The 23,299-nt window shown below is 67.1% G+C and carries 23 protein-coding genes and 1 pseudogene; 17 read left to right on the top strand and 7 right to left on the bottom strand.

Annotation, left to right across the window (positions count from 1 at the left end; translation table 11 throughout):
- Positions 1–70: 70 nt before the first annotated feature.
- From A9310_RS10330 to A9310_RS10320, 4 genes and pseudogenes are all read right to left on the bottom strand, one after another.
- Entirely contained in the window at positions 71–922 is an 852-nt protein-coding gene (locus A9310_RS10330; RefSeq protein WP_065630522.1) for a triacylglycerol lipase, read from the bottom strand.
- Positions 923–982: 60 nt separating this feature from the next.
- Positions 983–1,093 (bottom strand): annotated as a pseudogene (locus A9310_RS25125) (VOC family protein); the annotation flags it as partial.
- 105 nt (positions 1,094–1,198) lie between these two features.
- On the bottom strand, positions 1,199–1,651 hold the full coding sequence (locus A9310_RS10325) for a helix-turn-helix domain-containing protein (protein ID WP_065630544.1): 453 nt from the start codon (positions 1,649–1,651) through the stop codon (positions 1,199–1,201).
- Positions 1,652–1,701: 50 nt separating this feature from the next.
- Positions 1,702–2,283: a hypothetical protein gene (locus tag A9310_RS10320; protein ID WP_065630521.1), complete on the bottom strand. Its 582-nt coding sequence runs from the start codon at positions 2,281–2,283 to the stop codon at positions 1,702–1,704.
- Between the two features lie 223 nt (positions 2,284–2,506).
- Between A9310_RS10320 and A9310_RS10315 the strand changes: the two genes are divergently transcribed.
- From A9310_RS10315 to A9310_RS10290, 7 genes are all read left to right on the top strand, one after another.
- Positions 2,507–3,382, top strand: a complete 876-nt coding sequence (locus tag A9310_RS10315) for a hypothetical protein (protein WP_254661220.1) — start codon at positions 2,507–2,509, stop codon at positions 3,380–3,382.
- Between the two features lie 41 nt (positions 3,383–3,423).
- Positions 3,424–4,611, top strand: a complete 1,188-nt coding sequence (locus tag A9310_RS25120) for a hypothetical protein (protein ID WP_254661219.1) — start codon at positions 3,424–3,426, stop codon at positions 4,609–4,611.
- Between the two features lie 18 nt (positions 4,612–4,629).
- Complete coding sequence (locus A9310_RS25560; RefSeq protein ID WP_065630519.1) at positions 4,630–5,115, top strand: hypothetical protein; 486 nt, start codon at positions 4,630–4,632, stop codon at positions 5,113–5,115.
- Positions 5,116–5,139: 24 nt separating this feature from the next.
- Positions 5,140–5,628 carry a hypothetical protein gene (locus A9310_RS25555; RefSeq protein WP_065630518.1) on the top strand — a complete coding sequence of 163 codons (489 nt, stop codon included), beginning with the start codon at positions 5,140–5,142 and terminating at the stop codon, positions 5,626–5,628.
- Between the two features lie 649 nt (positions 5,629–6,277).
- Positions 6,278–6,760, top strand: coding sequence for an enoyl-CoA hydratase (locus A9310_RS25100; RefSeq protein ID WP_083207333.1), 483 nt, complete (start codon positions 6,278–6,280; stop codon positions 6,758–6,760).
- 6 nt (positions 6,761–6,766) lie between these two features.
- Entirely contained in the window at positions 6,767–7,474 is a 708-nt protein-coding gene (locus A9310_RS10295; RefSeq protein WP_065630517.1) for a hypothetical protein, read from the top strand.
- Between the two features lie 48 nt (positions 7,475–7,522).
- On the top strand, positions 7,523–8,194 hold the full coding sequence (locus tag A9310_RS10290) for a VOC family protein (protein WP_058251398.1): 672 nt from the start codon (positions 7,523–7,525) through the stop codon (positions 8,192–8,194).
- On the opposite strand, the gene A9310_RS10285 is transcribed toward A9310_RS10290, so the two are convergent.
- Entirely contained in the window at positions 8,195–8,911 is a 717-nt protein-coding gene (locus A9310_RS10285; RefSeq protein ID WP_065630516.1) for a GntR family transcriptional regulator, read from the bottom strand.
- 107 nt (positions 8,912–9,018) lie between these two features.
- Here A9310_RS10285 and A9310_RS10280 point away from each other — a divergent pair, with 107 nt between their 5' ends.
- From A9310_RS10280 to A9310_RS10255, 6 genes are read left to right on the top strand one after another with little or no spacing between them, the layout of a single operon-like run.
- Positions 9,019–9,762, top strand: coding sequence for a phosphonatase-like hydrolase (locus tag A9310_RS10280; protein ID WP_065630515.1), 744 nt, complete (start codon positions 9,019–9,021; stop codon positions 9,760–9,762).
- A 46-nt stretch (positions 9,763–9,808) separates the two neighbouring features.
- A complete protein-coding gene (locus tag A9310_RS10275) occupies positions 9,809–10,759 on the top strand; it encodes a phosphate/phosphite/phosphonate ABC transporter substrate-binding protein (protein WP_065630514.1) in 951 nt (316 codons plus the stop codon).
- Positions 10,759–11,568: a phosphonate ABC transporter ATP-binding protein gene (gene phnC, locus A9310_RS10270; protein WP_065630542.1), complete on the top strand. Its 810-nt coding sequence runs from the start codon at positions 10,759–10,761 to the stop codon at positions 11,566–11,568. The genes A9310_RS10275 and phnC overlap by 1 nt, the downstream gene beginning before the upstream one ends.
- The gene (phnE, locus tag A9310_RS10265; protein ID WP_065630513.1) at positions 11,565–13,160 is read left to right on the top strand and encodes a phosphonate ABC transporter, permease protein PhnE; all 1,596 of its coding nucleotides are present in this window, start codon (positions 11,565–11,567) and stop codon (positions 13,158–13,160) included. The genes phnC and phnE overlap by 4 nt, the downstream gene beginning before the upstream one ends.
- The gene (locus tag A9310_RS10260; RefSeq protein WP_065630512.1) at positions 13,136–14,149 is read left to right on the top strand and encodes a zinc-binding dehydrogenase; all 1,014 of its coding nucleotides are present in this window, start codon (positions 13,136–13,138) and stop codon (positions 14,147–14,149) included. The genes phnE and A9310_RS10260 overlap by 25 nt, the downstream gene beginning before the upstream one ends.
- Before the next feature lie 34 nt (positions 14,150–14,183).
- The gene (locus A9310_RS10255) at positions 14,184–15,299 is read left to right on the top strand and encodes a TIGR03364 family FAD-dependent oxidoreductase (protein ID WP_065630511.1); all 1,116 of its coding nucleotides are present in this window, start codon (positions 14,184–14,186) and stop codon (positions 15,297–15,299) included.
- Positions 15,300–15,404: 105 nt separating this feature from the next.
- Here A9310_RS10255 and A9310_RS10250 read toward each other — a convergent pair whose 3' ends face one another.
- On the bottom strand, positions 15,405–16,601 hold the full coding sequence (locus A9310_RS10250; protein ID WP_058251397.1) for an NADP-dependent malic enzyme: 1,197 nt from the start codon (positions 16,599–16,601) through the stop codon (positions 15,405–15,407).
- Positions 16,602–16,867: 266 nt separating this feature from the next.
- Between A9310_RS10250 and A9310_RS10245 the strand changes: the two genes are divergently transcribed.
- From A9310_RS10245 to A9310_RS10230, 4 genes are all read left to right on the top strand, one after another.
- Entirely contained in the window at positions 16,868–17,533 is a 666-nt protein-coding gene (locus A9310_RS10245; protein WP_065630510.1) for a GntR family transcriptional regulator, read from the top strand.
- On the top strand, positions 17,530–18,792 hold the full coding sequence (locus A9310_RS10240; RefSeq protein ID WP_065630509.1) for an MFS transporter: 1,263 nt from the start codon (positions 17,530–17,532) through the stop codon (positions 18,790–18,792). The genes A9310_RS10245 and A9310_RS10240 overlap by 4 nt, the downstream gene beginning before the upstream one ends.
- Before the next feature lie 111 nt (positions 18,793–18,903).
- Entirely contained in the window at positions 18,904–20,985 is a 2,082-nt protein-coding gene (locus A9310_RS10235) for a DUF6541 family protein (protein WP_065630508.1), read from the top strand.
- Between the two features lie 316 nt (positions 20,986–21,301).
- Positions 21,302–22,171 (top strand): hydrolase, encoded by an 870-nt coding sequence (locus A9310_RS10230; protein ID WP_065630507.1) that lies wholly within the window; start codon positions 21,302–21,304, stop codon positions 22,169–22,171.
- Here A9310_RS10230 and galE read toward each other — a convergent pair.
- Complete coding sequence (galE, locus tag A9310_RS10225) at positions 22,156–23,175, bottom strand: UDP-glucose 4-epimerase GalE (RefSeq protein WP_065630506.1); 1,020 nt, start codon at positions 23,173–23,175, stop codon at positions 22,156–22,158. The genes A9310_RS10230 and galE overlap by 16 nt on opposite strands.
- Between the last annotated feature and the right edge of the window lie 124 nt (positions 23,176–23,299).

Raw genomic sequence — 23,299 nt, 5'->3', positions numbered from 1 at the left:
CAGCGCAGACGAGTCTAGCGAGGGTCGGGGATCGAACAAAACTCGGGTCGTCGAAGCCAGAGGGCCCAGGTCAACCCGGGAAGTCGGAACCGCAGACGACCGGCACCCGACGCTGCGGATCGAGTGCGTTGCGGACGAGCGCAGCGACGGTCGGGGAGTAGGCCATCCCGACGTGACCGATCTTCGACGCCGGGCACACGTCCTGGATCACCGTGTTGGTGATGTTGGGGCCGGGCGGCATCAAGGTCACGGTGTACGGCGTCGAGATCTCGTCGAATCGCGTCGCGAGGTTCACGTATCGGATCGAGCGATGCGTCGGACCCCAGTAGCTCTGACCGGGGGCACGGGCCGGTAGGCGGTCGGTGATCGACCCGACGCGGGAGTATCCCCGGTTCGACGCGGACAGCCCGACGATCGTGCCCACCTGTTCGGCGCGTCCGGGCAATTGGGTGACGAGCTGTGCGATCGCGCCGCCCTGGCTGTGGCCGACGACATCGACCTTCTGGGCACCGGTGGCAGCCAGAACCCGTCCGACGAAAGCCGGGACCACACGGGCGGACTGCTCCTTGTTGCCCAGGCCGCCGGTGTTGCCGCTCCAGCTCGTCTGGCCGTAGGTCAGGCTGAACACGCAGTACCCCGCGTTGGCCAGGGTCGGCGCGAGATACGCCCAGTTGGCGCTCTGGTTCATGGCGGTCGCGTGCAATAGCACGACCGGATTGCGTCCGTCCCGGTCGCGGCAGCCGAAGCGGTTGGCGCCGGCGGGCGACTCCGATGCCGGACTCAGGTAGCGAGTGGCGATGGCGGTCGGCGCATCCGTGATCACCGGGAACGGCGCGGCGTTCGCGCTTCCGGCCACGAGGCACAAACCTGCGGCGGCTAGCGCGAGCACAGCCGCCGTGACTCCGGATCGGATGCTGTTCATGGTCGGATTGTCGCCGACGACGCGGCGACGCGACCCGCGATTGCCGGAACGCCGGGCGGTCTAGGCGAGTACCTCGGCCAGTTGCGTCAGGCGAACACTGTTTCCCGACGGGTCGCGGAAACCCGCGTCGATGCCGTACGGCCGTTCTTCGGGTGTCTCGGTGAACTCGACGCTGGCGATGCGAATCATGTTGTCTTCCTTCGCTTGAGGGATGTTGCGGTGTGAGATCAACGTAAGTCGCTGCGGCCGTCGAGGTCTTCTCCCCGTGTGCTGTCCTCACCTGGCCTCGTCGCGTGTTGCTTCCCTTTCCGGGGATTGCTCGGTCCGGCTCGTCGGCGCCGGGCGCGAGTAGACGCGCAGAACGCACGCCGGTATCTGTGCGTACGTGGAAGCGGGTGGGAACGAATCCCGATATGCGGTCGGCGTCTTGCCGAATGCGCGAGTGAAGCTCGTGGTGAACGAACCGACACTGGAAAGACCCGCCGCCATGCAGATGTCGGCGACGGTACGGTCTGTCGTTCGCAGCATGGCCGCTGCCCGTTCCAGTCGTCGAGTCTGCAGATACGCGTGTGGCGACTGTCCGTATGCGGCTGCGAAGGCCCGCGAGAAGTGGGCGCGGGACAGTTTCGCCGCGGCGGCCATGTCGTCGACCGTCAGCGGCTCGGCGAATCGCACGTCCGCGAGATCCTTGGCGCGCAGCAGGTGACGGGCCGGGTGTGCGCTGGGCATGAACTTGATGATGCCCACGTCGACACGTCGCCGTCGGATGTTCGGTGACCTCAGTCGCGGTCGCGACGCCGGAACTCGACGCCGCGCGGCGACAGTTCGTACCCGACGACGAGGCTGTCGGTCAGCCCGAGCTTCTTGAGCTTGGTGATGTCCTGCTTCAATCCTGCTCGGTCGGTGCCGAGTTCAGCCGCGAGGTCGGTCGACACCACGCCCGGGCGGCGCGCGATGAGGTCGAGGGTTTCTCGGGTCCACGGCCCGATCTTGGACCGGGAGTCCATCCGGTCGAGGCGGGTTCGGATCTCGTCCACGTCCGCGTCCGCCAGATCATCGTCGGCGCGCAGGGCGATCCGTGGGTCCTCGCCGATGCACTGCAGTCCGATGCGGTAGGTCGGATTGTGGACGTTGACGCAGAGGGCGGCCCGGACGGCGTCGGCATCGCCGTATCCCGCGCGCCGCGCCTCCTCGCGCGTGATCCGCTCGGGGTCGACGCGTTCCAGGGACGTCACCTCGATGACGTGAGTCAGCGCGATGAAGCTCGAGCCGGGATGAATGCGCGGATGGCCCCATCGCCGGAAGGCGAGGTCGACGGTTCCGTCCGCGACCCCGCGGGCGACTGCGGCCGTGAGAAGCACACTCGCGACCCTAGTCAGCGCGACATCTGTGTGCATGAATTCGCAGCGCAGGATCGCCTGTCACCCCTGTGGATGACAGCTGAGAAGGTCCTGAGAGCTGTTGTAGGGTGTCCCGAGGTCAGCGACGGCATATGCCGACGTCATCGGGGGACCCCCTGCGTCGTGCCGTCGTTGAGCGCAACTTCACGACGACATGATCACCGGCCGGGGGGAGGGATCTTTGGTGCCGCCGCGCGCTTCCGCACTGTGGTTCCCCGACGTCCCGCCGTCGCCCGCTTCCGGCGCGACGCCAGCCGCCGATCTCGCCGCTCACCTGGCCCGATACCGCTCCGTCGGCCCAGCTCAGGTTGCCTCGCAGCCGTCCGCGGTGGCGGTTCTCGAGCGTCCAGTTCCACAGCTCGAGGAGCCGATTCGGCCGGCGGTCGCCGCACCGCAGGTCGTCGCGCCTCGCCCGGCGTCGGAGCTCGACGCGTTCCTGGCGGAGGCGGAGAAGTCGGTCCGTGCGAAGCGGAAGAGCGGATCGGCCGCACGCGGTGAGAAGCCCGCACGTTTCGGTTCACCACTGCGAATCGCAGGTGCGGCAGCAGCGATTCTTGTGATTGTCGCCACAGCCTTGGGTGTGGTCCTGACGCGCGGCGGCGAGCCCGAATCGACGACGGCATCGACGTCCACCGCTGACGCCTCTGATTCGCTGTTGCCATCCACGTCCGCCGTGGCGAGCGAGCCCGCCTGTACGCAACGCCCGGTGGGGGCGGGGACGACGGTGTCCGACGGCGACGATGCCGGTAACCAAGAGTCCGGCGCCGGCGCGATCCGCGCCTTCAACCACGCCTATTACGTTCTGCGCTCGGCAAGGGCGGCACGGGCGGTCGCGGCGCCGGGCGCGGTGGCCTCTGAGTACGTGATGCAGCAGTACATCAATCAGCGTCCACTCGGTACCCGGCACTGTCTGACGGTCGCCGAGCGCGGCCCGGGCGAGTACTCGGTGGTGCTCACCGAACTGCAGCCCGACGCGGCGCCCATCACCTACCGCCAGGTCATCCGCACGACGACCATCGGCGGCAAGTCCTACATCCAGTCCATTCGATCAGTTGAGTGAGATCTCGCCCGCCGTGGGCGCACCAGAGAGGTAGTCGAGTAATGAGTCATAGTCGGGGTCGGCATCGGAAGCGTCGGGTGCCGAGTGGTCCATTGCTGTCGGTGACGTCGGCGGTGGTCGCGGTGTCGATCACTGCGGGCGCGGGAGCGGCGTTTGCGGTGCCGGAGCAGGGGGGCACGAGTCCGGGTGACACGGCGCCGGGGCAGGGTGGCACGAGTCCGAGCGATGTGTCGCCGGATGGTGGTGCCGGTGCTGAGGCCACGGTCGAGCCGGTCGTGGTTCCGGGGCCGGGCAGTATTCCGGGGCCGCCGGTGGAGGCGCCTTATCAGGCGTACACCGCGCCTGGGTCGTATTCGTATGACGAGCCCTACACTCCGTTGATCAACAATCGGGTGGCTCCGCGGGTTGCTCCGCCGGTTCGGCCGATCGCGCCGCCGCCGGAGAAGATCCGTGTGGGCAACTTCGTCACCGACATTCCGGAGGGGATGTCGAAGCGTGATGTGAACTCGATCAATGCGTGGTCGGCCTATGGTGAGGCGAAGATCGCGCAAGGTTTGATCTCTGCTGGTGTTCCTGAGGACGAGGCGACGCGTCGTGCTGCCGCCACGATCATCGGTGTCATGGCCGGTGGTACGGCTGGTGCTGTCGCGCTTGGTATTCCGTCGGCGGTTGTGGGCGCGGGAGTTGGTGCGGGAGTCGGGGCGTTGATCGGCTCCGCGTTCCCGCCGCAGCCGTTTCAGACGGGTGTAGGTGCACTAATCGGTGCCGGGGTTGGAGGTGCCGGGGCTGGCGCTGCAGGCGCAATAGTCGGTTTCGCCATCGGTGGGACTGCTGGCGGAGCCCTCGCGTATGCGCTTGGCGCGGGTGACCCCGGCGCGAACCCGGATGAGCCATGGAATCAGAACGGTCCACGGCACGCGCTCCCGCAGCCTGATGGGCCGAATCAGTTTGAATTCCACCTGACAGCAGATCGCGCGCGCAGCGCGGGGTTGCCAGCCGTCGACTATGTCGTCAACCATCGTGGCGACGTTGACGCAAGAATAGGGGCTTCGACCTTCAAATGGTCGGGAGCGCAAGCTCGGTCACCCTATGTAGTGTTCGGCCCGCAGACTGAGAAGTCGGTACGCGACTGGACTCGCGCACAGTCCGACAGCCTGAAGAACGCGGTCCCTGGAAGTGACGTCTTGTGGCCGGCTGAGGTTGGCAACTCTTCAGCCGAACATCACTGAGAACAAGGGCCTTTGAATATGAAACGTCTGTTGTGTGTAGTGATCGGCCTTGTCGTCGTGTCCGCGGGTGTTGTCGTCGGAGTTGGGAAAAGCGATGCTGCACCACAGTTGCCACGCATAGGTATTACCGGCGACACCATGGGAACCTTTGGTGATCATTCCTACTGCAGAGGAGTCCTGCACGTGGGCTTGACTGCCGCCCCATCCAAGCCCGGGGTCGTCCGGGTCACCCTCACGTCTTCTGGCTTCACAGGAAACGGTCCGAGTTGGAAGCGGAAGCCGGTGTGCAAGCTTCTGATCGGCACAGTGCATACGAGCATCGAGGCGTATGCCAAATGGAACTTCTTTAACGCCGATTTTGGACCGCGCCGCGGACAGAAGGTGGTCCACGACATCAGGACCGGGTCCGGTCTTGTTCAGTTCCAGGCCGTCTCGTATGCGCGCAACAACCCCGTTCGCGTCATGCAGTCCTACGGAGTGTCGCACTACATGTTGGTCCCGTAGCTTACGAAGTGAGTTGAGTTTCTGATGTCAAGACGTATTGCAGTTGCACTGACGGTGGCTGTAGCAGCGCTGACCGGGGTGATCGCTGGTCCAGGAGATGTCAACGCGGCGCCCGAACTGCAGAGAATCTCGGTCAGCGGCAACCAATTTGCTACGGTGGGCAACCATTCATTCTGCAACGGTGTACTACACGTCAGTCTCACCGCAGCGCCCAGGGAGCCGGGAGTTGTCCGCGTCTCGCTCACGTCTCGCGGATTTACCGGCCAGGGGCCGAGTTGGAAGCGGAATCCGGTGTGCAAGCTGTTGGTCGGCACGGTGCACACCAGTGCGATTGGGTACGCGCAATGGAACTTCTTCAATGCCAATTTTGGTCCGAGGCGTGGGCAGAAGGTGGTTCACGAGGTCAGGACTGGGTCGGGAGTGGTCGAGTTTCTGGTGTCGACGTATGCCCGTAACAACCCGATTCGTCTGAGGCAGTCGGTGGGCGTGTCGTACTACATGCTGGTTCCTTGACGAACCCAGCGAAAACTGACGATCTAGTACGCCGCACCGCGCCGACAAGATATTCGGTGCGTGCTCACAGATGGGTGGCGCACCGACGCGGGGCCACTTCCAATTTTTGATCCGAATCGAATAGTGAGGGACGAATGAATAAACTCATGGTCTTTATGGTCGTGCTTGTCTTGGCAAGTATCGCTACGGTTGCTGGCGGTGGTCACTCAACCGCAGCCCCTATTCCCCAGCTATCAACGACCGGGAACAATTTCGGCACCTTTGGTGACCACTCCTTCTGCCGCGGAGCTGTCAACATCGGTCTCGATGCGCCGGCAGGGAAGCCCGGCGTGGTTCGAGTAACTGCACGGTCGCACGGGTTCACAGGCGACGGCCCGGGATGGAGGAAGAATCCGAGGTGTCGAGTCCTCTTCGCGACAACGTACACAAGCGGTCGAGGACTCAACATTCAGAAGTGGGTAAGAGCTGGCTTCGGGCCGCGACGCGGTGAGAGCAAGACTTGGGACGTTCATACGGGTTCGGGTGTGGTCGTATTCGGCGTAACTGCCTACTCGGCTAACAGCCCGATCGCCTCACCCCAGTCATACGGGGCGGGTTTCTACCTGTTGGTCCCGTAACTGAGCGCCCGCAGAAGGTAAAGAGGGATCAAATGAAGCGATTACTCGCGACTATTTTTGTCGGACTTATCGTTGGCGCCTTGTGCATGGCGGGCGTCGGTCAGGCGTCCGCGGCTCCGATTCCCCAAGTTTCGACTACCGGCTACAACTTCGGGATATTCGGCGACCACTCCTACTGCCGGGGTGCGGTCAACGCGACTGTGGATGCGCCGAAGGGTAAGCGGGGTGTAGTCAGGGTCACGGTGCGGTCGCACGGGTTCACCGGGGCTGGGGCGAGTTGGAAGCGTAATCCGAATTGCCGAGTGCTGTTTGGGAACTACTACACCAGCGTGCGGGGTTACAACCTGGAAAAATGGGTTACCGCAACGTTCGGCCCGCGTCCGGGCGAGAAGAAGGTTTGGGAGATCAACACCGGCTCAGGTCCAGTCAGCCTTGGGTTCGGTGGGTTTTCGCCCAATAGTCCTGTTCGAGTCCCTTCCGGCTACGGTTCGACCATCTACATGCTCGTTCCCTGAATCCACATGACCAACCCGACCACACCACGCGACGGCGACCCGCAGGCCTGGGCCGAGCGGGCCGTCGTCGTGTGCGGGACAGCGGGAGGCGTTGGCACGTCGGTTGTTTCGGCGCTGCTCGCGGAGCATCGGGCGTCGTCGACGCTCGGGCTGCTCTCGTGGTGGGTGGACGCGTCGGGCAACGACTGCGACATCGAGCTGCGGCTCCGCGGGTCGGGTAACCCCGAACTGTTGCGCACGGCGTCGGGCACGGGTCTGTGGCTTCCGCCCGAGGAGGCGACGGTCACCGACGCCGTCGTCGAGACGTGGCGGCAGGGCGCGGTTCCCGTCGTCGACGCCGGTGCGCATCCGCTCACGTTGCTGCCCGAACTCGCCGAAGACGACCTCCCGAACCTCACCCCGGTGCTCGTCATCGCCGCGAGACCCGACTTACTCAACCGCGCCCGGGTCGTCTTCACCGAATGGGACCGGGCCGGGGTGCTGGAGAAGACGATCGTCGTCATCTCCTCCCAACTACCGGCCACCCATCAGGACGGACTCGCCGACATGCTGGTCAACGTGGTGTCCGGTGCGGTCGGCGGAGTGATCGGACTCGACTACGACCCCGTCATCGGCGCCGGCACCCCCCTGGACCAGGAGGCGCGCCGCGGGTTCCTCCCGGCGACGCACCAGGCGATCGCGACCTTGGCCGCGGCGACCACCAAGAGGCACTGAGGCGCGCCCCCTTTCGCAATCCACCGGAACGGGGCAGCATGGGGCGACATGACCGGGTCCACTCGCTCACCGCTCACCACCGCCGAGGCCGCCGAGATGGTCGCCGATCCCTGGCGTGTCATCGCCGACAGACTCGCCGCCGCCTACAACACCGGATCGATGGTGCGGGGCGGCGAGTTCGTCGCCAAGATCATCGACGCCGCCGAAGAGGCGAACCACCACCCCGACATCGATCTGCGTTACGGCACGGTGCATCTCGTGCTCACCACGCACAGCGCGCACCAGCTCACGGAAGCCGATGTCGCGCTGGCGAACCGGATCACGGGCATCGCCGCCGACCTCGGCCTCGAGCCGGTGTCCGCGCCCGTCACCCAGTTCAACCTCGCCATCGACGCCCTCGACATCCCGGCCATCAGGCCCTTCTGGAAAGCCGTCCTGGGCTACGGCGACGCGGCCGATCGCGAACCTGTCGACCTCGTCGATCCGGCTGGGCGCCTACCCAGCGTTTGGTTCCAGCAGATGGACGAACCTCGTCCCCAGCGGAGCAGGATGCACGTCGACCTGTGGATCCCGACCGACGAACTACACGAGCGGCTGCAGTCGGCCATCACCGCCGGCGGCCAACTCCTCACCGACGAGTACGCCCCGGCCTTCTGGGTCCTCGCCGACGCCGAGGGCAACGAGGTGTGCCTGTGCACCTGGCAGGACCAGAACTACTGATCAGTCGGCGTACATCGTCTGCGTGAACGCCATCCGGTCGCCCCGGTACAGCGAACGCCGATACTCGATGGGGACGTCGTCCTTGTCGTAGGACAAGCGGTTCAGCAAGAACATCGGCGTACGAGCGTCGACGTTGAGCAGAGCGGCCTCACGCGCGTCGGGCAACGTCGTCTCGATGGTGTCCTCGGTACGCCCGAAACGCACCCCGCGCCTACGGAATTCGGCATACAACGACGAGGTCACCTCGAAGTCGCGTTCGAGATCGGGGTACCGGAAGGCCGGCAGGCGTGTCCGTTCCAGCGCGACGCGCACCCTGTCGGTCGTGAAGACACGCTCGAGCTGGATGACCGGGTCGCCGACGGCGATCGCCAGGCGTTCGGCGAGCACCGCGTCGGCCGTCAGGTTCGTCCATCCCACCAGGATGCGACTGGTCTCCATCCCGCGCTCGCGGGCCGCCTCGGTGTACGAACCGATCGACAACGGTTGTCGGATCTTGGGACCCGCGACCACCGTCATCCGACCCCGGCGCTCGATTTTGCCGTCGAGCAACAGCTCTCGAAGTGCTTGTCGGATGGTCTCGCGTGACACCGAGAAGCTCTCGGCGAGATCGCGTTCCGCGGGAAAGGGATCACCCTCGACGAGGTCTTGAAGGAGTTCCTCCAGCCGGGACCTGACCACCTGGTGCTTGAGAACGCGCGGTTGCTCGGACAGGGTCATGCGACCAACATAGCAAATAATGGTCTAGACCAAGTGGCAACCGAGTGTTCACCTGGCGTTGGGGTCAGACACCCGAATTGGTCTATACCAAACGCGAGAGTGGGCTCATGCGTACAACCGATGACTTCACTGAGCCTGCTTCGGATCTTGCGAGCACAACCACCCCACACGATGGCACCTCGTCCGTCCAACTCGTCGTCTTCGACATGGCCGGCACCACGATCGTCGACGACGGGCTCGTCACCCAGGCGTTCGAGGTGGCCGCGACCGCGGTCGGCATTCCCGACCAGGGCGACGAGCGCGACCGCGCCCGCACCTACGTCCTCGACACGATGGGGCAGTCCAAGATCGCAGTGTTCCGCGCGCTTCTCGGCTCCGACGACGCGGCCCGACGGGCAAACGAAGCGTTCGAAGAGGCCTACGGAGAACTGATCGACGACGGGGTCGACCCGATCCCGGGAGCGGCGGAGACGTTCGCGGACCTGCGATCGCGCGGGATCGCCACCGCGTTCACCACCGGGTTCAGTCCGGCCACCCAGCAACGAATTCTCGACTCACTGGGGTGGGCCGCGGTCGTCGACCAGGTCCTCGCGCCCACCGCCGGCCTGCGCGGTCGCCCCTACCCGGACCTCGTGCTGGCCGCCGCTCTCACCGCCCAGGTCGACGACATGGCCAACGTCGTCGTCGTCGGCGACACGTCGAGCGACATCGACACCGCACGACGCGCCCGCGCCGGTCTGTCCGTGGGCGTGCTCACCGGTGCCCACGACGAGCACACCCTGCGTGCCGCGGGTGCCGATCGGGTGCTCACGTCGGTCGCCGATCTCCCCGCTCTGATCACCGCCCCCTGATCCACTCCACATCCCGCCCCCGTCACGCCCCGAAAGGTCGTCTCCGATGAAGAACCGTAGATCTCCGCTCGCCCTCACCGCCGCCCTCGTTCTCGCCGGATGTTCCGGTGGCGATTCGGAAGCGGTCAATGACAACGGTTTTCCTGAAACTCTCACCCTCGCCGCGATCCCGGCCGAGAACTCCTCCGATCTCAAGGCCAGCTACGACCCGGTCATCAAGGTGATCGAACAGGAAACCGGGTCGAAGGTCGAGTTCGTCCAGGCCTCCGACTATGCCGGCGTCGTCGAGGGGATGATCGCCGACAACGTCGACCTCGCCTTCTTCGGTCCCTTCGCCTACGTCGTCGCCGGCCTCAACGGGGCCGACATCACCCCGATCGGAGCAGTGGCGTCGGAGAAGGGTGCGGAACCGGGATACCAGTCCTACGGAATCGCCAAGGCCGACAACGCGTCCGTCAACAGCATCGACGACTTCGCCGGCAAGACGGTCTGTTTCGTCGACCCCGGGTCCACCTCCGGCTTCCTCTACCCGAGCGCCGGTCTCATCGAAGCGGGGGTGATCAAGTCCGGCACCGAGACCGACCTCGCCGCGGGCGTCACCCCGATCTACGCCGGTGGACACGACGCGTCGGCGCTGTCGGTGGCGTCCGGTGACTGCGAAGCCGGATTCGCCTTCGACTCGATGGTCGACAAGACCCTCATCGAGAAGGGCGACCTCCAGCAAGGACAGCTGAAGACGGTCTGGAAGTCGGAGATGATCGCGGGATCGGTGTTCGCGGCGAACAATCCGCTGGGCCCCGAAGCCATCGACACGCTCACCAAGGTGTTCACCGAGCAGGTCAACAAGGAGTCGATGGAAGCCGCGGGCTTCTGCTCCGGCGACGAGTGCCTCATCACCGACGAGCGTGCGTGGGGTGTCGTGCCTGCCTCCGACGAGGACTACGCCGGCGTGCGGCACGTCTGCGAGGTCACCAAGTCCGAGAAGTGTGCGAGCTGATGACCGCACATCCACCGGTGGCCGGCGACGACCTCGTCGTCCACGTCGACGGACTGACCAAGCGGTTCGGCGACACCGTGGCGGTCGACGACGTGTCGCTCGACGTCCACCGCAGCGAACTCGTGGTGCTCCTTGGCCTTTCCGGGTCCGGGAAGTCGACCTTCCTGCGCTGCCTGAACGGACTGCATCCCGCGACGTCCGGCGTCGTCGACGTCGTGGGGCACCGGGTCGATCGTGCCGGACGTACCGAGATGCGGGCTGTACGACGCGACGTCGGGTTCGTCTTCCAGCACTTCAACCTCGTCGGCCGGATCAGCTGTCTCGAGAACGTCCTGCTCGGCGGGCTCGGCCGACTCCGGTGCCCGCGCTACGGTGCGCTCACGTACCCGAAGCACATGCGCCAGGAGGCGCTCGAGCACCTCGACCGTGTCGGTCTCGCCGACCTCGCCGACCGTCGCGCCGACACCCTCTCCGGCGGGCAGCAGCAGCGCGTCGCCATCGCACGCACGCTGATGCAGAAACCGACGCTCCTGCTCGCCGACGAACCGGTGGCCTCCCTCGACCCGGAGAACGCCGGCGTCGTCATGGATCTGCTGTTCCAGGTGTGCGTCGAGGAGAAGCTCACCATCCTCTGCACCCTGCACCAGGTGGACCTGGCCCTCGGGTGGGCGCACCGCATCGTCGGATTGCGCAGTGGGCACAAGGTTCTGGATCGCTCCACGGTCGGATTGGACCGCGACGAGGTGATGGACGTCTACCGACGCGTCGACCCGGTGTCGGCGTCGACGAACGCGGCGCGACGCCGATGAACACCCCGCTGCTCGATCGACCGCGGGCGGACCCATCAGCCCGGAAGCGACCCGGGTGGAACCGCGCGGTCCTGCCCGGCATCGCGGTCGGAGGCCTTGTCGCGACGCTGATCTGCGCGTGGTGGATCGACTTCGCGCCGGGAACACTGATCTACGGGATCGAGGACATCGTTGCGCTCATCGAGCGGATGCTGCCACCTCGGCTCGGTGATCCCGGCCGGATCAGCGTGCTGGCGTTGGAGACTCTGCTGATGGCGGTACTTGGTACCGTGCTCGCCGCGATCGCGTCGGTGCCGCTGGCGTTCCTGGCCGCTCGCAACACCAGTCCGCATCCTGCGGTCCAAGCGGTGGCGCGGGCCATCATCACGTTCTGCCAAGCGATGCCCGACCTCCTGTTCGCGGTCTTGTTTGTGCGTGCTCTGGGTATCGGTGTGCTGCCGGGCATCCTGGCCCTGGCGTTGCATTCGATCGGCATGCTCGGCAAGCTGTTCGCGGACGCGATCGAGCAGGTCGACGAGGGGCCGCGCGAAGCGGTGCGCAGCACGGGCGTCGGCTATGTCCGCGAGATGGTCAATGCGGTCGTACCGCAATGTGTCCCGGCGTGGATCGGTGCGTTCGTGTACCGCATCGACATCAACCTCCGGATGTCGGTCGTGCTCGGGTTCGTCGGCGCGGGCGGAATCGGTTTCGCACTGCAGGACGCGCTCCGTGGTCTGATCTATCCGCGAGCCCTCGGCATCGTGCTGGTCATTCTCGTGATCATCGCCGCGATGGAGTTGCTGGCCATCGGAATCCGCCGCGTGCTGCTGACGCCGTCGCCCATGCGGCCCGGTCTGGAACGCGCCGTCCGGACCGCCTTCGGAGTGCTGGTTGTCGCCGCGACGGTTGCCGCGATGGTGGTCCTGGAGATCACGCCGTGGGCGCTGATCGCGTGGATACCCCCGGCCGTCGAGGTGTTCGGCCGGATGATCCCGCCCGACTTCGGCACGCTCGGGGCGGACCTGTTCGACGCCGCGTTCCAGACCGTCGCGATCGGCGTGGTGTCGACGGCCATCGGCGCCGTGTTGTCGATCCCGGTCGGAATCCTCGCCGCTCGCAACGTGACCCCGCACGCAATCGTCTACTGGGCCGCGCGGGCCTGGATTCTCGTCGTCCGGGCCGTGCCGGAACTCATCCTGGCCGTGGTGTTCGTCGCCGCGCTGGGACTGGGTCCGGTGGCCGGAACCTGCGCCCTGGCAATCGGTTCCATCGGCTTCCTCGCCAAACTCGTCGCCGACTCCGTGGAGGAGATCGACCCGGGGCCCGTCGAGGCCGCCCGCGCGGTTGGTTGCGGGTGGTGGAGAACCCTGTTCGCCACGGTGATTCCGCAGGCCATGCCGTCGATCGTCGGCTCTGGCCTGTACCTGCTCGACGTCAACATCCGCACGTCCACGGTGCTCGGCATCGTCGGCGCCGGCGGAATCGGCTTCCTGCTCTTCGAATCGATCCGCACGCTCGACTTCGAGGTCGCCGGGGCCATCGTGCTCGTCATCTTCGTCATCGTCTACACCATCGAGAGGTTGTCCGGTTGGATACGCTCACGACTCGTCTGACCCGTACTGCCGTCTGGCGGGGCGATCGGATCGACATCGTCGAAATGCCCTTTCCTGCAGTTGGTCGTGGCGAGTTGCTCGTCCGAGTACGACTGGCCACGGTGTGCGGCAGCGACCTGCACACCGTGACCGGACGCCGAGAGTCGCCCTGCCCCTCCGTACTCGGACACGAGGCGGTGGGTGAGGTGGTCGACGCCGGCGCGGGAGCGACCGCCCGCGTAGGGGATCGCGTCGTCTGGTCGGTCACGGTCTCGTGCGGTGAGTGCGATCGGTGCCGACGCGGCGTCACCGCCAAGTGCCGGCGGGTGCGCAAGGTCGGACATGAACCGTTCGACGGTGATTGGCCGCTGTCCGGGGGTTACGCCACCCACATCTTGCTGCCCGCGGGCACCACGTCGGTCGGTGTTCCCGACGCTCTCGACGATGTAGTGGCCGCCCCAGCGGCCTGCGCCACCGCCACCGTGATGGCGGTCGCCGAGCGTGCCGGGGAGGTGGCCGGGCGCCGCGTCCTCGTCGGTGGAGCGGGAATGCTGGGGACGACCGCAGCGGCGGTGTGTGCCGACCGCGGCGCCGACGTCCTGATCGCCGACTGGGACCGGGCGCGCGTGGAGCAGGCCACCGGATTCGGGGCGCGGCCCGACGACGGCGAGAACGTCGACGTCGTACTCGATTTCACCGGCTCGTCGGATTTCATCCGTCGGGGACTCACCCGGCTGGACGTCGCCGGGACGCTCGTGCTGGCCGGTTCGGTCACCCCGGGCCCGTTGCTCGACATCGACCCGGAGCAGGTGGTCCGACGCTGGTGGACGATCACCGGCGTCCACAACTACGAGCCACGTCATCTACAGCAGGCCGTCGACTTCCTGGCGCGAACCGTCGACCGTCATCCTTGGTCGGAGCTGGTGACCCCGCCGATCCCGCTCGAACACATCGAGCGCGCCCTGCAGCCGGCGCCGGGTGCTGCGCTGCGCGTCGCCGTATCACCATGAACGACAACTCTTTCGACAGAGGAGTACAGAACGCATGCGCGTGATCATCGTCGGTGCTGGGATCATCGGAACCGCACACGCCTGGATGGCCGTCGAACGTGGACACGAGGTGATCCATCTGGATCGTGAACTCGGCGCGCGGGACGCCACCGTCCGCAACTTCGGATTGGTGTGGGTCTCGGGGCGATCCGCTCCCGAACTGGAGATCGCGCTGCGCTCCCGCATCCTCTGGGAGCAGATCGGCACCCAGGTCCCGAAGGTCGGCTTCCGGGCGAACGGCTCGATCACCCTGTTACGTACCGAGGCTGAACTCGCCGTCGCCGAAGAGGTGCTCGCCCGCGACGACGCGCAGCGTCGGGGATTCTCCCTGTTGCGCCGGATCGAGGTCGCGGAGAAGAACCCTGCGCTACAGGGGAACTACCTCGCCGGACTGTACTGCGCGTCCGACGCCGCTGTGGAGTCCCGACAGGCGATGCCCGCCTTGCGATTCCGCTTGGAGCGATCGGGTCGATACACCTTCGTTCCGGGCGTCGAGGCGCGCGCGATCACCGGCACCTCGGTTCGTGATGACACCGGGGCCGTTCACGCAGGCGACTGTGTCGTGTTGTGCCCCGGCGCAACTCATCGCGGACTGCTCCGCGAGATCTTCGGCGAGCTGCCGGTCCGTCGGGTCCGATTGCAGATGATGCAGACGGCACCACTCGGGCAACGTCTCACCACTTCGATCGCCGACGGCGACAGCCTCCGCTACTACCCGGGCTTCGCGGGCCCCGCCCTCGAGGAACTTCGGCGCACCGAACCGCAGCGACCGGTCGCCGCCGACCACGGGATGCAGCTGCTGTGCGTGCAGCGCCTGCACGGTGGGCTGACCATCGGCGACACCCACGAGTACGCCGAACCGTTCACCTTCGACGTCGACGAGGACCCCTACGCCCATCTCGTCGAGGTGACGGAGGGGCTGCTCGGGCGGCCGCTGCCAAAGATCCAGCGCCGCTGGGCCGGCGTCTACAGCCAGTGCACCGAGCCCCATCGCATCGTGTGCCGCGAGTCCATCGGGGACGGGGTGTGGGCGGTCACCGGCCCCGGAGGCCGCGGGATGACCCTCGGCCCGGCCATCGCCGAGGAGTCGGCGGAACTCATGGGGTGGTGAGCGACGCCGAGGTACCGAAAACCACCCTCCAGAGGCGAACCACCGACAGATAGCTGTCAGTAGCCCGCCAGAGGGTGGTTTTCAGTCTCGGGTGGGACGTAGCGCCTACGAGCAGTGCCCCTCGGCGCGGGCGACGTCGGCGACGGCTGCCGCCACCGCCGGGGCGACCCGGTCGTCGAGCGGGCTGGGCACGATGCGGTCGGCGCGCAGGTCGTCGGCGACGACCGAGAAGATGGCTTCGGCCGCAGCGATTTTCATGCCCTCGCTGATGCGTCGTGCACCGGCGTCGAGCGCACCTTTGAAGACGCCGGGGAAGGCGAGGACGTTGTTGATCTGGTTCGGGAAGTCGCTGCGTCCGGTCGCGACGATCGCCGCGTACTTCGCGGCGGCCTCCGGATGGATCTCCGGGTCGGGGTTCGACAGGGCGAAGACGATCGAATCGTCGTTCATCGACGCGATGAGCTCTTCAGGGATCAGACCGGCCGACACACCGATGAACACATCCGCGCCCGCGAGCGCCTCGACCGCGCCACCGGTCAGCCCGCGCGGGTTGGTGCGTGACGCCAGTTCGCTCTTCGACTCGTTCAGGCCGTCACGTCCCGCAGACACGATGCCCTTGGAATCCAACACGACGACATCGGAGATGCCCACTGCCAGAAGGATGTTCGCGCACGCGACACCCGCGGCACCGGCGCCGGAGATCACGACCTTCAGGCCGGCGAGATCGCGGCCGAGGTGGGTCGTCGCGCCCTTGAGGGCGGCGAGGACGACGATCGCGGTGCCGTGCTGGTCGTCGTGCATGACCGGGCAGTCGAGGGCCTCGATGACGCGGCGCTCGATCTCGAAGCAGCGCGGCGCGGAGATGTCCTCGAGGTTCACGGCGCCGAAGCTCGGGCGGAGTCGGATGAGGGTCTCGACGATCTCGTCGGGATCCTGGGTGTCGAGAACGATGGGGATCGAGTTGAGTCCGGCGAAGCTGCGGAACAGTGCGGACTTGCCCTCCATGACCGGCAGCGAGGCGCGGGGGCCGATGTCGCCGAGTCCGAGGACCGCCGAGCCGTCGCTCACCACTGCGACCAGGCGATCGGTCCAGGTGTACTTGTTCACCAGGGTCGCATCGGTGTCGATCGCACGCGACACCTGGGCCACACCCGGGGTGTAGGCGATCGACAGGTCGCGCTGGGTGTCGATGGGTGCGCGCAGCTCCACCGAGAGCTTGCCGCCGACGTGGGCCAAGAAGATCTCTTCGTCGGTGATGGGGTGGTCGGCGATCGTGGGTTCGGTGTAGGGGGTCTCACCCATACGTGTGTCCTCCGTGCTCGTCACGGGTCCTCCTGAAAAGCCGCGAAATGCGGGTTGCATCGTCTCGCCGGCCACGCTGCCCGCGAGCTAGAAGTGATCCGCATCGACGCGAGCAGGTGGGCTCAGCGGACGCGGGCCGGGCTCGTGCGAGCGGGGTGACGCTCGTTACGGCCGGATTAAGTGTCTCACCGTCTGGGATCGTTCCGGAAGGTGGGTCGGCCCAGGTGAAGTGTCCAATGATCATTGATAAGGTACAACTTGTGTCTATGTTGCATGCGACCTCCGAATCCGCTGCTGAGCGGGTATATGTCGAGGTCAAAGAGCAAATTCTCACAAACGCGATCGCCGGCGGTGAGCTGATCAGCGAGGGTGAGATCGCCGCGAAGTGCTCGGTGAGCCGTACGCCGGTGCGCGAGGCGTTCCTGCGGTTGGAGACGGAAGGCTGGATGCGTCTCTACCCGAAACGGGGAGCCCTCGTGGTCCCCATCGGTGAGCGCGAGATCCGCGACGTCGTGGACGCGCGCCTGCTCCTCGAACGGCACGCGGTGCGTGCGGTCGTGGGCCGGCCGGGCGCGGTGGCCGGACTCGTGCGGAGTCTGCGCGCCAACCTCGACGCCCATCGACGGTCCGACGCCTCGGACATCCGGGAGTTCTCCCGCATCGACGCCGAGTTCCATCAGCTCATCGCCGCCGCCGGCGACAACGCATTGCTGTCCGGCTTCTACACCACGCTCGGGGAGCGGCATCGACGGATGACGACGGCGTCGGTGCACCGGGACGCGAGTGTCGCGGCACGAATCCTCGACGACCACCGCGCGCTCCTCGACGCGATCGAGTCCGCCGACGCCGAACGTTTCGACACCCTGCTCGCCGGCCACCTCGTCGCGGTTCACGATCTACCCGGGCACGACCTCCCCGGGGCACCGGCATGAGCGCCGACCGCGCGCGCTTCGGATGGCCCGCCGTCGCGCTCGCCGTGTTCGCCACCGCGTGGGGCGGCAACGAATTCACGCCGCTGCTGGTCATGTACCGGCAGATCACCGACATGTCGCCGGTCGTCGTCGACGCGTTGCTCTTCGCCTACGTCCTGGGCATCGTGCCCGCCCTGCTGATCGGCGGCCCGTTGTCGGATCGGCTGGGCCGACGGCCACTCATGCTGCCCGCCCCGCTGTTCGCGGCGGTCGGCTCGGGACTGCTGGCCGCGGGCTCGGAGTCGGTGGCACTGCTGACCGCCGGGCGGGTGTGCAGCGGCATCGCGCTGGGTCTCTCGATGGCCGTGGGCGGGAGCTGGATCAAGGAACTCTCGGACCGAGACGGTGCGCGGACGGGTGCCGGCGCCGGTCGCGCGGCCATGAGTCTCACCGCCGGCTTCGGCGTCGGCGCCGGGGTGGCCGGGGTGCTCGCGCAGTGGGGGCCGTGGCCGCATGTGCTGCCGTACCTGATCAACATCGCCGTCGCGGTCGTCGCGGCGAACCTGATCGTGCTGGTGCCGGAGACGCGTCCCAGACAAGACTCGCCGGGGCGTCTGCGTAACGACCTGCGCATCCCGTCCGCGGGCCATCGTCGTTTCCTGTTCGTCGTGCTGCCACTGGCGCCCTGGATTTTCGGTGCCGCCGCATCGGGTTACGCGATCGTCCCCGCCCTCATGTCCGCCCGTACCGCGGGAGCGCCGATCGCGTTCGCCGGCCTGTGCTGCGTCCTCGGCCTGTCCGCCGGTTTCGGCATCCAGTCGTTGGGTCGGCGGATCGACCGGCCCGGGAGTCTCCGCGGTGTCATCGTCGCCTTCGTGGTGCTCGTGGTCGGAATGGTCCTCGCAGCCGTGGCGGCACACGTGCTGACCGTATGGGTCGCGCTCCTGGCGTCGACGCTGCTCGGCTGCGGATACGGCATGGCGATGATCGTCGGCCTGCTGGAGGTGCAGCGCATCGCCGGACCCGATGACCTCGCCGGTCTCACCGCCGTGTTCTACGGCGTGACCTACCTCGGCTTCGGGGTTCCGGCGGTTCTGGCCTGGATCTCGGAGAGCTGGCCGGCGATCACCTACCCGGTCATGTTCGGCTTCGGCGCCGTCGCCGCAATGATGAGCCTGATCGTCGCTCTCCTCGGACATCGTCGCCACGGTGCGCCCGTCGACGAACCCGGTACCGCCGCGATGGCGGGCTCGGCCGCCGGGGCCGCCCGCACACGGTGACGCGTCGTCGATCGACCACCCGGTAACCTGCTGAGAGTTTGATCAGGCACCGCGCAGTGACACCGCGGTGCGACGGGGAGTGCAGCGGGTGAGTGTGGAAAGGCGCAGACGATGATGCTGGGAGCATGGGTCGTCGTCGTGACCGCGCTCGTGCTCATCCTGCCCGGCTCGTTCGTCGGCCGACGGATGAACCTCCCGTGGCCGGTCGCGCTGGCCGCCGGTCCACCCATCACGTTCGCCCTGGTCTCGATCCTGACGGTGCTGTACTCCGTCGTCGGCTTCGAGTGGAATGCCGTCTCGGCCCTGGTGGGTCTGGTCTTCGCGGTCGGCGGTGCCTGGGTCTACTCGGCACTGCTGCTCACCCGGTGGGGTCAGCGGCTGGCGCCGGTACCCGACGCCGACGGCGAATCCCGCGTGGGACGGACCGCGATGGTGCGCGTCGCCGCCGGGCTCGGACTCGGTGGACTCGTCATCGCCGTCACCTGTATCCGGCCGATCGCGACGACCGCATTCGCCGGTCTCGGCAACATCTCGCAGGTGTGGGATTCGTTGTGGCACGCCAGTTCGCTGCGCTGGATCCACGAGACGGGCGTCGGCTCGGCCATGAGGATGGGCGAGCTGATGAACTACGACACCCAGGGGTTCAACTACTACCCGAACACCTGGCATGCGCTGGGTGCGTTGCTGTTCCCGCTGACCGGTGCCGACCCGGTCGAGCTCTACAACACGTATTCGCCCGCCGTGCTGGCGATCACCGTTCCGCTCGGTGTCGCGTCGCTGGCCTACTGGTTCGCGCGGCACCGCTACGACGTCGACTCGTCGGCTCTCATCGCCGGTACCGCGGGTGCGCTGAGCGCGCTGTTCCCGTCCCTGCCCTACGTCGAGGTCCAGCTGACCTCGGTGCCGAACGCGGTCGGCGTGAGCCTGGCGCCGGTCGCCGCCGTACTCGTGATGAGCGTGGTGTCGGACAGATCGCGTGTGCTGCCGGCCGCGCTGGCCGTGGCCGGTGTGACCGCCACCCACCCCTCCGGCCTGATCGTCGTCGGCGTGATCGTCGGCCTCTGGTGGCTGTGCGAGGGTCTGTGGCGTCCGGTCGCCGGTCGCCTGCGCGATCTCGCGACGCTGGCCGTCACGGCGGTGGTGACGCTGGTCCTCATCGCACCCGTCATCCTGGGCACCATCCGGGTCGCCGACACCAACGAACTCCCGTTCTTCGACTTCCGTGAGGAGACGATCGGCGTCCTCGACGGGCTCGTCAAGGGCGCGTTCAACGGGACGATCCCGCTTGAGCTCGACCACTTCCCGGTGTGGCCGCTGATCGTCGTCACCCTGCTCGGGCTGATCGCGCTCGTACGGCTGCGATGCTGGGCCGGACTGGTCGCATGGTTCGTGTTCGCCCTGGTGACCGCCAACGCGATGGTGTCCCTAGGGCCGCTGTCGTACCCGCTCGGGGCGATCGGCGGCTACTTCTACAACTCACCCCACCGGCTCACGTTCGTGGTCGCGATCCTCTCGGCCGCGGCGGCCGGCGTCGCGATCGGGGTTCTCGCGCTCGGCGTCGCAGGTCTGGTCCGACGCCGCGTGGCGTCGGAACCGGCCGACGGTCAGGAGAAGGCCGAGGCGACTTCGGGGAAGGCGCGCTGGGTGGTGGCCGCGACATACGTGGTGTTGCTGGGGCTGATCGCCGGCGCCGCCGTCGTGCGTTATCCGCCGAACGCGCAGATCGCGTCGAAGGAGCGGGGCGGCAAGTATGTCGGGCCCGACGATCTCGCCGCCTACGAGTGGCTCGCCGCGCAACCCGACGCCCAGGACGTCCTCGTCCTCAACAACCTCGACCAGGGCACCGGCTGGCTGTACCCGGTCACCGGGGTCACCCCGATGTTCCCCTTCTACCGGGCCAACGAGTTCTCCGAGCGGCAGCGCGACCTGTTCTGGGGTGTGTCGGAGATCGGCGCCGACCCGGACATCGACCAGATCGTGCGAGACATGAACGTGCACTACGTGATCGACTCGCCGCCGAGTTACTGGGAGTTCCAGCGCGGCATGCCCGACCCCGCCCGTGGTCACCAGGGCGACCCCTTCCTGGCGTTGCGTCAGAACGGCGCTCCCGGATTGACCGAGGTGTTCCGCCGCGGCGACGCGGTGGTCTACCGCGTCAACGACCTCGTCTACCCGCCGCCGCCCGCGCCCTGAGTGTCTCCGCTCCTCAGTAACTGCGGCCCGGCGGTCGTGGGCCACGAAAGACCAATCCTGGGCGACTGAACTCATGCTCCCTGAGGTGCGAGCGAAGCGAGCCACGAAGGGCTCCGCAACGTGTCTCACCAGGCCCTTCGTGGCTCGTCGCTATCGCTCCTCACACCTCAGGGAGCAATGGGGTCGCTTCTTTAGGATTAGGGAGCAGTGGGGCCGCGTCTCGCTCCTCGGGAGCAGTGGGGCCGCGTCTCGCTCCTTACGGAGCGGAGCGGCGATTCACCCCGTTCGACGCACGGGCACGGGCTAGCGTCGGGACATGCGGCCCTGGATGTGTGTGTTCTGCGCCAACGAGTTCCCGCCGGGCGAGACGCCGCCCGCGATGTGCCCGATCTGCGACGACGACCGGCAGTGGCTTCCGGTCAGCGGGCCCAGCTGGACCCGCCTCGACGAGACCGCCGACAACGCGCTGACCGCCCACGAACTGGAGCCCGGTCTGACCGCGCTGTCGGTGCAGCCCTCCGTCGGGATCGGGCAGCGTGCCCTGCTCGTCACGACTCCCGACGGGAACATCCTCTGGGAACCGCCGGGTTTCCTCGGGCCGTCCCTCGTCGACTGGCTGGAGCAGCACGGCGGGGTCGCCGCCATCGCCGCGAGTCACCCCCATCTGGTGGGCGCGAGCGTCTCGCTCAGTCATCGATTCGGTCGAGTTCCGGTGTACTACAACGACTCCGACCGGCGATGGGTCACCCGACCCGACCCCGTCGTGCGCTTCTGGTCGGACACCACCGAAGTCCTCGGCGGGGTGCGACTCGTCCAGTGCGGCGGTCATTTCCCCGGCAGCGCGGTGCTACACCTTCCCGACGCCGCCGACGGCCGGGGTGCGGTGCTGACCGGCGACACCATCAAGGGCGTGATGCAACCCGGCATGGTGACCTTCATGCGCAGCTACCCGAACATGATCCCGCTGTCACCGCGGCTCGTCCGCCACATCGTCGACCGGGTGAACGAACTTCGGTTCGACCGGCTCTACGACGCGTTCGGTGTCGTCGTGGCCGAGAACGCCCGGGACGTGGTGGACAGTTCGGCGCGGCGCTACATCGGCTGGGTCACCGACTCGATCGTCGATCCCGACGATCCGCACGCGCCGGCCCGAGGACCTGCCGGTTCGAGTCAGGCGTCCGGGTAGCCCTTCGGGTTGCCCGACTGCCAGCGCCAGGTGTCGGCGCACATGTCGTCGATTGTCTTGGCGGCGTGCCAGTTCAGGTCGTCGTTCGCCCGGGTCGGATCGGCGTAGGACGCGGCGATGTCGCCGGCCCGCCGCGGGGCGACCTCGTAGGGGATGGGGCGCCCACTGGCCTTCTCGAACGCGTGCACGACCTCCAAGACGGAAACACCTTGCCCCGTACCGAGATTCCAGGTCGACATGCCGGTCTCGCCGGTGCTGATGCGGTCGAGGGCCGCGACGTGGCCGGCGGCCAGGTCGTCGACGTGGATGTAGTCGCGCACGCCGGTGCCGTCGGGGGTGTCGTAGTCGTTGCCGAAGACCGCCAGCTTCTCGCGCCGGCCGACCGCGACCTGCGCGACGAACGGCATCAGGTTGTTCGGAATGCCCGACGGGTCCTCGCCGATCTGCCCGCTCGGATGCGCGCCCACCGGATTGAAGTACCGCAGTGCCGCGATGCGCCACACGTCCGAACTGGCGGCGACATCGCGCAGGATCTGCTCGATCATCACCTTGGTCCAGCCGTACGGGTTGGTCGCCGACGTGGGTAGGTCCTCGGTCATCGGCAACTGTGGCTCGGCGCCGTAGACCGTTGCCGACGACGAGAACACCAGCGTGTGCACGTCGTGGCGCTCCATCGCGCGGAGCAGGGCGAACGTGGTGCCGAGGTTGTTCTGGTAATAGTCGAGCGGCTTGGCCACCGACTCGCCTACCGCCTTGAACCCCGCGAAGTGGATGACCGCGTCGATGTCCTCGTGGGCGAAGAAGTGTTCGGTCTTGTCGACGTCGGCGAGGTCGAAGGCGTGGACGGGGATGGAACGGTCGGTCAGTGCCTCGAGCCGGCCGACGACGGCCGGCTTGGCGTTGCTGAAATCGTCGACGATGACGACGTCGTGTCCGGCCGAGACCAATTGGATGACGGTGTGCGAGCCGATGTAGCCCGCTCCTCCGCTCACGAGTACGCGCATGACGACCACCGTAAGCGGCGACCCTGGGAATGGGCCAAGTGGACTGCATGGAGGTCACCAGGTGGCTTCGACTCGGCGCCTCGCTTCGCTCGGGGCCGGCTCAACCAGCGGAGGGTGCGGGTCA

Source organism: Gordonia sp. UCD-TK1 (assembly GCF_001691435.1).
Classification (GTDB): Bacteria; Actinomycetota; Actinomycetes; order Mycobacteriales; family Mycobacteriaceae; genus Gordonia; species Gordonia hongkongensis.
Note: the sequence above shows the minus strand (reverse complement) of the source record. Positions and strands in the feature narration are given on the sequence as shown.